Annotated in this window: 6 protein-coding genes and 1 pseudogene; all 7 read left to right on the top strand. The window is 61.8% G+C overall.

Features of this window, described 5'->3' with window-relative positions; genetic code table 11:
* Positions 1 to 2,584, top strand: a pseudogene (locus ACE04F_RS18915) (RHS repeat-associated core domain-containing protein); the annotation flags it as partial.
* Entirely contained in the window at positions 2,574 to 2,894 is a 321-nt protein-coding gene (locus ACE04F_RS18910; protein WP_434672903.1) for a contact-dependent growth inhibition system immunity protein, read from the top strand. The pseudogene ACE04F_RS18915 and the gene ACE04F_RS18910, both read left to right, overlap by 11 nt.
* Before the next feature lie 240 nt (positions 2,895 to 3,134).
* On the top strand, positions 3,135 to 3,371 hold the full coding sequence (locus ACE04F_RS18905) for a hypothetical protein (protein ID WP_486109056.1): 237 nt from the start codon (positions 3,135 to 3,137) through the stop codon (positions 3,369 to 3,371).
* Between the two features lie 290 nt (positions 3,372 to 3,661).
* Positions 3,662 to 4,285 carry a CDP-alcohol phosphatidyltransferase family protein gene (locus tag ACE04F_RS18900; RefSeq protein WP_434571567.1) on the top strand — a complete coding sequence of 208 codons (624 nt, stop codon included), beginning with the start codon at positions 3,662 to 3,664 and terminating at the stop codon, positions 4,283 to 4,285.
* A gap of 10 nt (positions 4,286 to 4,295) precedes the next feature.
* On the top strand, positions 4,296 to 6,053 hold the full coding sequence (locus ACE04F_RS18895) for a bifunctional alpha/beta hydrolase/class I SAM-dependent methyltransferase (RefSeq protein WP_486109054.1): 1,758 nt from the start codon (positions 4,296 to 4,298) through the stop codon (positions 6,051 to 6,053).
* Complete coding sequence (locus ACE04F_RS18890) at positions 6,053 to 7,396, top strand: phosphatase PAP2/dual specificity phosphatase family protein (protein ID WP_486109052.1); 1,344 nt, start codon at positions 6,053 to 6,055, stop codon at positions 7,394 to 7,396. The genes ACE04F_RS18895 and ACE04F_RS18890 overlap by 1 nt, the downstream gene beginning before the upstream one ends.
* Positions 7,386 to 7,850, top strand: coding sequence for a hypothetical protein (locus tag ACE04F_RS18885; RefSeq protein ID WP_486109050.1), 465 nt, complete (start codon positions 7,386 to 7,388; stop codon positions 7,848 to 7,850). The genes ACE04F_RS18890 and ACE04F_RS18885 overlap by 11 nt, the downstream gene beginning before the upstream one ends.
* The last annotated feature ends 30 nt before the right edge of the window (positions 7,851 to 7,880 follow it).

Below are 7,880 nucleotides of genomic sequence, written 5' to 3'. Positions count from 1 at the left end.
GCTCAAGGCCTATGACGAGCAGGGCCGGCTGACCGCCGAGCAGGATCCGTTGGGCGCGGTGACCGAATACCGCTACGACGAAGCCGGACGGCTGGTGGCGCTGATTCCCCCTGAAGGCGAGCCGACATCCTACGAATACCGTAACGGTTTCCTGCACGCCCGGCAGCGCGGCAAAGCCGTGTGGACCTACCGGCGTAATGCCCAGGGCGACGTGATCGAGGCCATCGACCCGGATCGTCACAGCACCTGGTATGCCTATGACGCCCGTGGGCAACTGCTCTCGATCCGCTATGCGGACGGCGGCACCCACCACTTTGTCCGCAATAGCCAGGGCCAGCTGACCGAAGAAACCCTGCCCGACGACAGCCAGCGGAGTTTTTCCTACGACACCTTGGGGCGGCTGCTGACCCGCAAGGACGAACATGGCGCCGTCACCCATTACCAATGGGACGCCGTCGGCCGACTGCTGCAAACCACCCTGCCCACCGGCGCCACCCGCGCCTGGAGCTACAACGCCTACGGCAAGGTCACCGCCGAACGCGACGAACTGGGGCGCATCACCCGCTACGAATACGCCGACGACCTGCACCTGATCAGCCGGCGGCTCAATCCCGATGGCAGCGAACTGAAGTATCGCTACGACTCGGCGCGGCTGCTGCTCACCGAAATCGAGAACGAATCCGGCGAAAAATATCAGCTGGCCTACACGCCCAACGGATTGATCCGACAGGAAACCGGCTTCGACGGCCAGCGCACCGGCTACGCCTACGACCTCAATGGCCACCTGCTGGAAAAGACCGAGTTCGGTGCCGATGGCAGCCAGCGGCTCACCGCCTACCAGCGCGACAGCGCCGGCCGCCTGTTGCGCAAAACCTTGCCCGACGGCAAACCGTCGAGTACCGCTACGACGCCCTCGGCCGGCTGGTCAGCGTCGAGGACGGCCACTGGCCGCTGGCCTACGAATACGACAACCAAGACCGCCTCGTCGCCGAACACCAGGGCTGGGCCACCCTGCGCTATCGCTACGACGAGGCCGGCCGGCTGGCCTACTGCCGCCTGCCCGACCGCAGCATCCTCAATTACCGCCACCTCTCCGGTGGCGCGCTGCTGGCCATCGACCTCAACGGCGAGTGCCTGACCGAACACCGCTTCACCGGTACCCGCGAACGCCAGCGCCAGCAAGGCCTGCTGCTCAGCGACTACAGCTACGACGAACAGGGCCGCCTCAAAGCCCAGACCGTGTGGCAGACCCAGCAGAAACAACTGTTCTGGCGCGACTATTCCTACAGCGCCAACGGCAACCTCGCCACGCTGTCCGACACCCGAAACCGACGCGCCTACCACTACGACCCGCAAGATCGCCTGCTGCGCATCGACTACGCCCACAGCCAGCCCCCCGGAGCACTTTTCCCACGACCCGGCCGGCAACCTGCTGCTGCACGACCGCCCCGGCCCGACCACCCTCAAGGGCAACCGCCTGCTGATGGAGGGCGACCGCCACTACGACTACGACGCCTACGGCAACCTGATCCGCGAACGCCGCGGCAAAGCCCAGTGCCTGGTCACCGAATACCGCTACGACAGCCAACACCGCCTGATCGGCCACACCAGCCCGGACGGCAACGAAACGTCCTACCGCTACGACGCCTTCGGCCGACGCATCGAAAAGACCGTGGACGGCCAGACCACCGAATTCATCTGGCAAGGCGACCAGCTCATCGCCGAAAGCAGCGACCACCATTACCAAAGCTACGTCTACGAACCCGGCACCTTCCGCCCCCTCGCCCTGCTCGAAGGCCAAGGCCCGAAAAAAGCCACGCCGTTCTACTACCACAACGACCACCTCGGCACGCCCCAGGAACTGACCAGCCATCAAGGCGAAATCGTCTGGGCGGCGCGCTACACCGGCTACGGCAAACTCACCAAACTCGCCCACGGCGCCGGCAAACAACTGACCCAACCGCTGCGTTTCCAAGGCCAGTACCACGATTTGGAAAGCGGCCTGCATTACAACCGGCACCGGTACTACAATCCGGACACGGGGCGGTATCTCACCGCGGATCCGAGCAAACTGGCGGGTGGGCTCAATGGATATCGGTACACCCTGAACCCGACGGGGTGGGTGGATCCGTTGGGGTTGGCGTGTCAGTGCCCCGGCGATATCGACGCCGATGGACCGTTTAGCGAAATTGTGCCGGGTGGAGGTTTGGCTGCGCATGAGGCCCGTGGTGGGCATTTGATAGAAAAACATGTGGGCCGTTCCGAAGATCAACTAAGGAGGCGCCTTGACTCGGAGCCTCACGTACCTACCGCTTCTACATTTTCGGATAGGGCTACGGCAGAGTCAGCTGTTTCCAGCGTACTAAGGGCTAGAAAGGCAGATGTAGATGGTTTCTTAAATAACAGATTGAGAACATCGCTTACCTTACAGCAATCCTTTACCTCTCCAGTTGGAGTCGGCGTTATACGTGAAGCTGGAATCCTAGAACCGCTGTCGGTCGTGGTCTTAGTTCTTAGAAAGTCCGACCGATCACCAACGGGATATAATTTACTCACAGAATTTATTGAAAAATATGAAAGATAAATACCCAGAGCTCTTCCAATTTTTTGGATGTTATTTTCATCAAGATTGGATGTGTGAGTCATCAGAACCCGACGAAATAATCAGGGCCTTTGTATTGGACTCCGCACCTGAAATCATAACGATGGTGACAAACGAAATTTATAGGTTGCTAGCAATGGAGCTCAGCGAAGAAAAAATTAAAGAATTTATTATGGATGACATGCCTTGCAATTATTGCTATTGGATGAACTGGGAGTCTGGGGAGTTATGGCTAAAGCACATTCTGAACATACTGAATAATAATGACGCAGCCCCTTTTCATGAACAATAAGGAAGCAGCCGCACGCAGGTCAGCAGGTAAATGAGAAGCCGGCGCGTCCGGCATCTGGTCAGTTGAGTCATTCTTGCCTAACACACCGCCATCGCGAGCAAGCTCGCCCCCACAAGGGAGCGCCTAAATCTAGATGCCCACTCCAAGCCGATCATCGCGTTCGATTGTGCAAATACGGAACCCAATCCCAACGCGCCCCTCAATCCCAGAGAGACCACGTATCACTCGGAGCGCCCCGTCATGAACCACCCCACCCTGACCTTCGCCCAACTCCACCCCGGTGATCGCTTCACCCAGCCCGCCGATCACCGCCTGTTTACCAAACTCACCGCCAGTACCGCCCGTGAGCACAGCGTGCATTCGATCAATCTGAAGGAGGAAGGCTTTGGCTACACGGAAGATCCCATCGAAACGCTGGCCGGGGATGCCCCGGTCGAGTACGTCCCGGTGGGCGGCCCATTACGCGCTGGAGGATGAGGACTGGGGCTGCTGCGCAGCCCAGCGGGAGCAAGCTCCCTCGCCACGGGTCACTCATCTTTGAATGACGCGTTAGGCAGATGGCATCTGACAGACCGCTATCGCGAGCAAGCTCGCTCCCACCAAGATATGCATCAGGCCCGCTTTCAAGAGGGTTTTCCAGCGCAAACACCCGCGCAGATGCCTACCCGCGCGCATTCCCAGTAAATACCCACCTGCAACGCCTCAACCTATCGTAATCTCGCATCTGCACAAGCCCTGCCCCGAATCCGGCCGAGATCCCATTTCAAATGCCTTCCATTTATCAACTCAAACCCGCCTTCCAGAATTTGCTTCGCCCCACCGTCCAACGTCTTTACAACAAGGGCGTCACCGCCAACCAGGTCACGCTCCTGGCGGGTGCTGTGTCGGTGTTGGTGGGGGCGGTGATTGCGTGGTTCGCCAGCCATCCGTGGGTTTTCATTCTGGTGCCGGTCTGGATGTTCTTGCGCATGGCCTTGAACGCGGTGGATGGCATGCTGGCGCGGGAGTTTGGCCAGCAATCGAATCTGGGCGCGTACCTCAATGAGCTATGCGATATCATCGCCGACGCTGCCTTGATCCTGCCTTTTGCCTTGTTTGCCGATACCAGCCTGTTGCTCGTGTTGTTGGTCACGCTGTTGGCGTTGTTCAGCGAATACGCCGGCGTGCTGGGGGCGATGGTCGGGGCTTCGCGGCGCTACGACGGACCGATGGGCAAGAGTGATCGCGCCTTCGTGTTTGGCGTGCTCGCGACCGGTATTGCCCTGGGTTGGCTCGGGGCGCTGTGGGTTGATGGTGTGATGGCGGTGGTTGCCGCCCTGCTGGTTTATACCTTGGTCAATCGGGTCCGTCATGGCCTGAGCCAGGTGTCGGAAAACGCTCCCTCAGCATAAGGAAGTTGCAATGCGCGAAGCCCAGGAACTGACGTTCACCACCCACGATGGCGTGGAGTTGTTCTACCGGCACTGGCCGGCTGTCGAGGCCGCGACGGGTGAACCCCGTCAGGCTGTGTTGTTGTTTCACCGCGGCCATGAACACTCCGGGCGCATCGCGCATCTGGTGGATGAGCTGGATCTGCCCGGGTTCGAGTTTTTCGCCTGGGACGCACGCGGCCACGGCCAGTCGCCTGGCGAACGCGGCGACAGCCCGAGTTTTGCCACCAGCGCGCGGGATGTGCAGACCTTCTGTGACCACATCGGCGCAACGCACCAGATCGACGAACAGAACATCGCCGTGGTGGCGCAAAGCGTCGGTGCGGTGATCGCATCCACCTGGGTTCACGATTACGCACCACGCATCCGCTCGCTGGTGCTGGCGTCGCCGGCCTTCAAGGTCAAGCTCTACGTGCCGTTTGCCCGTCCGGGCCTGGCGCTGATGCGCAAGTTTCGTGGCAACTTTTTCGTCAACAGTTACGTCAAGGCCAAGTTCCTCAGCCATGACCCGGAGCGAGTGGCGTCCTACGACAGCGATCCGCTGATCACCAAGGCCATTTCGGTGAACGTGCTGCTGGGCCTGTACGAAGCCGCCGACCGGGTTGTCGCCGACGCGCAGGCAATCCAGGTGCCGACGCAGTTGTTGATCTCCGGTTCCGACTTCGTGGTGCATCGCAAACCTCAGGAGCAGTTCTTCGAGCGGCTGGGCAGCCTGCACAAGGAGAAGCACATCCTGCCGGGTTTCTTCCACGACACCCTCGGCGAGAAAAATCGCGCACCGGCGATTGCCAGTGCCCGTCGTTTTATCCTGCAAAATTTTGCCCGTCCGCTGGAGCGTCCTTCCCTGCTGGACGCCGATCGCCTCGGCGTGACCTGCGCCGAAGCCGAAACCCTGGCCACGCCGTTGCCCCACAACTCGTTGCGCGACCTTTACTGGCGCATGACCCGCGCCAGCATGCGCTTTGGCAGCAAGCTGTCCGCCGGGGTGAAGCTGGGCTTCGACACCGGGTTCGACTCCGGCAGTACCCTGGATTACGTCTATCGCAACCGTCCGACCGGCACGTCAGCGCTGGGCAAGATGATCGACCAGAACTACCTGAATTCCATCGGCTGGCGCGGCATTCGCCAACGCAAGGTGCACGTCGAAGAGTTGCTGCGCCTGGCGATGGGCAAATTGCGCGAGCAGGACCGCGAAGTGCGCATCGTCGACATCGCCGCCGGACACGGCCGCTACATTCTCGAGGCGCTGCAAGGCGTCAGCCCGTTGCCGGAGTCGATCCTGCTGCGCGACTACAGCGACATCAACGTGCGCGACGGCAGTGCGCTGATCGTAGAAAAAGGTTTGGGCGATATCGCCCGATTCGTCAAAGGCGATGCCTTCGACCGCCAGGATCTCGCAGCCCTGGAACCCAAGCCGACCCTCGCCGTGGTGTCGGGCCTGTACGAATTGTTCGCCGATAACCAGATGGTCGGCGGGTCTCTGGCTGGCCTGGCCGAAGCGGTGGAGCCCGGTGGTTTCCTGGTCTACACCGGCCAGCCGTGGCACCCGCAGCTGGAACTGATCGCCCGTGCCCTGACCAGCCACCGCGCCGGCCAGGCCTGGGTGATGCGTCGGCGCACTCAAGCGGAAATGGACCAACTGGTTGAGGCGGCGGGTTTCCGCAAGATCACCCTGCGGGTCGATGAGTGGGGCATCTTCAGCGTTTCGCTGGCTCAGCGAGTCCAGTAATGAGCGCGGTCATTGCTCCGGCCCGCGAACCCGCGCTGCTGAAACCGGCGGTGCTCTGGCTGCTGTTACTGGCGCCGCTGTTTTTCAGCACCTACGGCTTCGCCACCTGGGTCACGGCCCAGCGTGACGATGTCGGCACGCTGGTGTTCGCTTGGGAAAGCCACATGCCGTTCCTGGCCTGGACGATCGTGCCGTACTGGTCGATTGACCTGCTGTACGGCCTGTCCCTGCTGCTGCCCAACAGCCGCGACGAACTCAAGCGCCACGCCCTGCGTCTGCTCACGGCGCAGGTGATTGCCGTCAGTTGCTTCCTGCTCTGGCCGCTGACGTTCACCTTTGCCCGACCGGAAATGGACGGAGTGTTTGGCTGGATGTTCGACGTGCTGGCCGGCTTCGACAAGCCGTTCAACCAGGCGCCGTCGCTGCACATCGCATTGCTGGTGATCCTCTGGGTCTGTTATGAGCGTCACTTGCAAGGATTCTGGCGCTGGTTGATGCACGGCTGGTTCGCCCTGATTGGCGTGTCGGTGCTGACCACTTATCAACACCATTTTGTCGACCTGCCCACCGGTGCGCTGGCCGGTTGGTTGTGCGTCTGGCTGTGGCCGCTGGACCGACCGAGTCCACTGCGAAGTGCACGCCTGACGCGCGACCCGGCGCGCCTGCGACTGGCCTTGCGTTATGGCGCGGGCGCCGCAGTGTTCTTCACGTTGGCGTTCGCCTTCGGCGGCGCGTGGCTCTGGCTGGTCTGGCCGGCGGTCGCGGTGCTCATGGTGGCGTTGAATTACCTGGCGTTCGGCGCCAGTGGCTTCCAGAAGCGTGAAGATGGCCGGCTGAGCCCGGCGGTGCGCTGGTTGCTGGCGCCCTATCTGGCGGCGGCGTGGATCAATTCCCGCGTATGGACGCGCAAGCATCCGCAACCGGATCTGGTCGAGGATCGCGTCTGGCTCGGGCGGATTCCTACGTCGGCAGAACTGCGGGGCAACTCGTTCAACGCCGTGCTCGACCTTTGTGCGGAACTGTCCATGGACAGCTCAGCCATCGCCTATCGCACCTTGCCGGTTCTCGACCTCAGCGCACCGACCGCCGAACAATGCCTGAGCGCCGCGCAGACCATCGAACACCTGCGCCAGCACGGGCCGGTGCTGGTTTGCTGCGCCTTGGGTTACTCGCGTAGCGCCACGGCCGTGGCGGCGTGGTTGCTGCACAGCGGTCGGGCCGACAGTGTCGAGGCGGCCATCGCCCGGATCCGCCGTGCGCGCCCGGGTGTCGTATTGCACCCGGCCCATCGCCAGGCGCTGGAACAAATGTCCACAGGTTCAGGGAGTCGTCATGAGCAGTGACATGGAACTGCACACCGTGGCGAGCCTGCTGCGGCGCGGTCATTCACTAGACCAGCTCTCCACCGGCCTGACCCTGCTGGCGGCGCTGATCGGCCTGGGCCAATGGCTGGTCGGCAGCGTCGATCCATGGCTGCTGTTGCTGAGCTTCGGCGTGTTCGTCCTCGGCCTGCAGGAAAAATATCTGGCGTTTCGCGTGGCCTTTGATGCCGATCTGTTTCAGATCGTCGCGGATGCCGGCAAACCGCTGACCGAACGCACCCAGGCGCTGGACGCCGCCCTCGCCAACCTCGGCCTGCAACCGGTCGAGCGTGGCGGGCGGTCATGGCCCGAGCGCAGCCACGGTTCCATGCGCCTGCTTCGCCGCCAAGCCTGGCTGGTGGCTACGCAAGCGGTGTTGACGGTGAGTTTCGTATTGGCGAGCCCCTGGCTGGTTTACTCGGGCCTTGGAACTTAAACAGGAAATAAATGGCTTTTGTGGCGGGGG

The organism is Pseudomonas sp. AGC41, assembly GCF_057334555.1.
Note: the sequence above shows the minus strand (reverse complement) of the source record. Positions and strands in the feature narration are given on the sequence as shown.

What these genes read in the sequence shown, in the direction of transcription:
- ACE04F_RS18910 (WP_434672903.1), top strand. Translation starts at nt 2,574, where the DNA reads ATGAAAGATAAATACCCAGAGCTCTTCCAATTTTTTGGATGTTATTTT.
- ACE04F_RS18900 (WP_434571567.1), top strand. Translation starts at nt 3,662, where the DNA reads ATGCCTTCCATTTATCAACTCAAACCCGCCTTCCAGAATTTGCTTCGC.
- ACE04F_RS18895 (WP_486109054.1), top strand. Translation starts at nt 4,296, where the DNA reads ATGCGCGAAGCCCAGGAACTGACGTTCACCACCCACGATGGCGTGGAG.
- ACE04F_RS18885 (WP_486109050.1), top strand. Translation starts at nt 7,386, where the DNA reads ATGAGCAGTGACATGGAACTGCACACCGTGGCGAGCCTGCTGCGGCGC.
- ACE04F_RS18905 (WP_486109056.1), top strand. Translation starts at nt 3,135, where the DNA reads ATGAACCACCCCACCCTGACCTTCGCCCAACTCCACCCCGGTGATCGC.
- ACE04F_RS18890 (WP_486109052.1), top strand. Translation starts at nt 6,053, where the DNA reads ATGAGCGCGGTCATTGCTCCGGCCCGCGAACCCGCGCTGCTGAAACCG.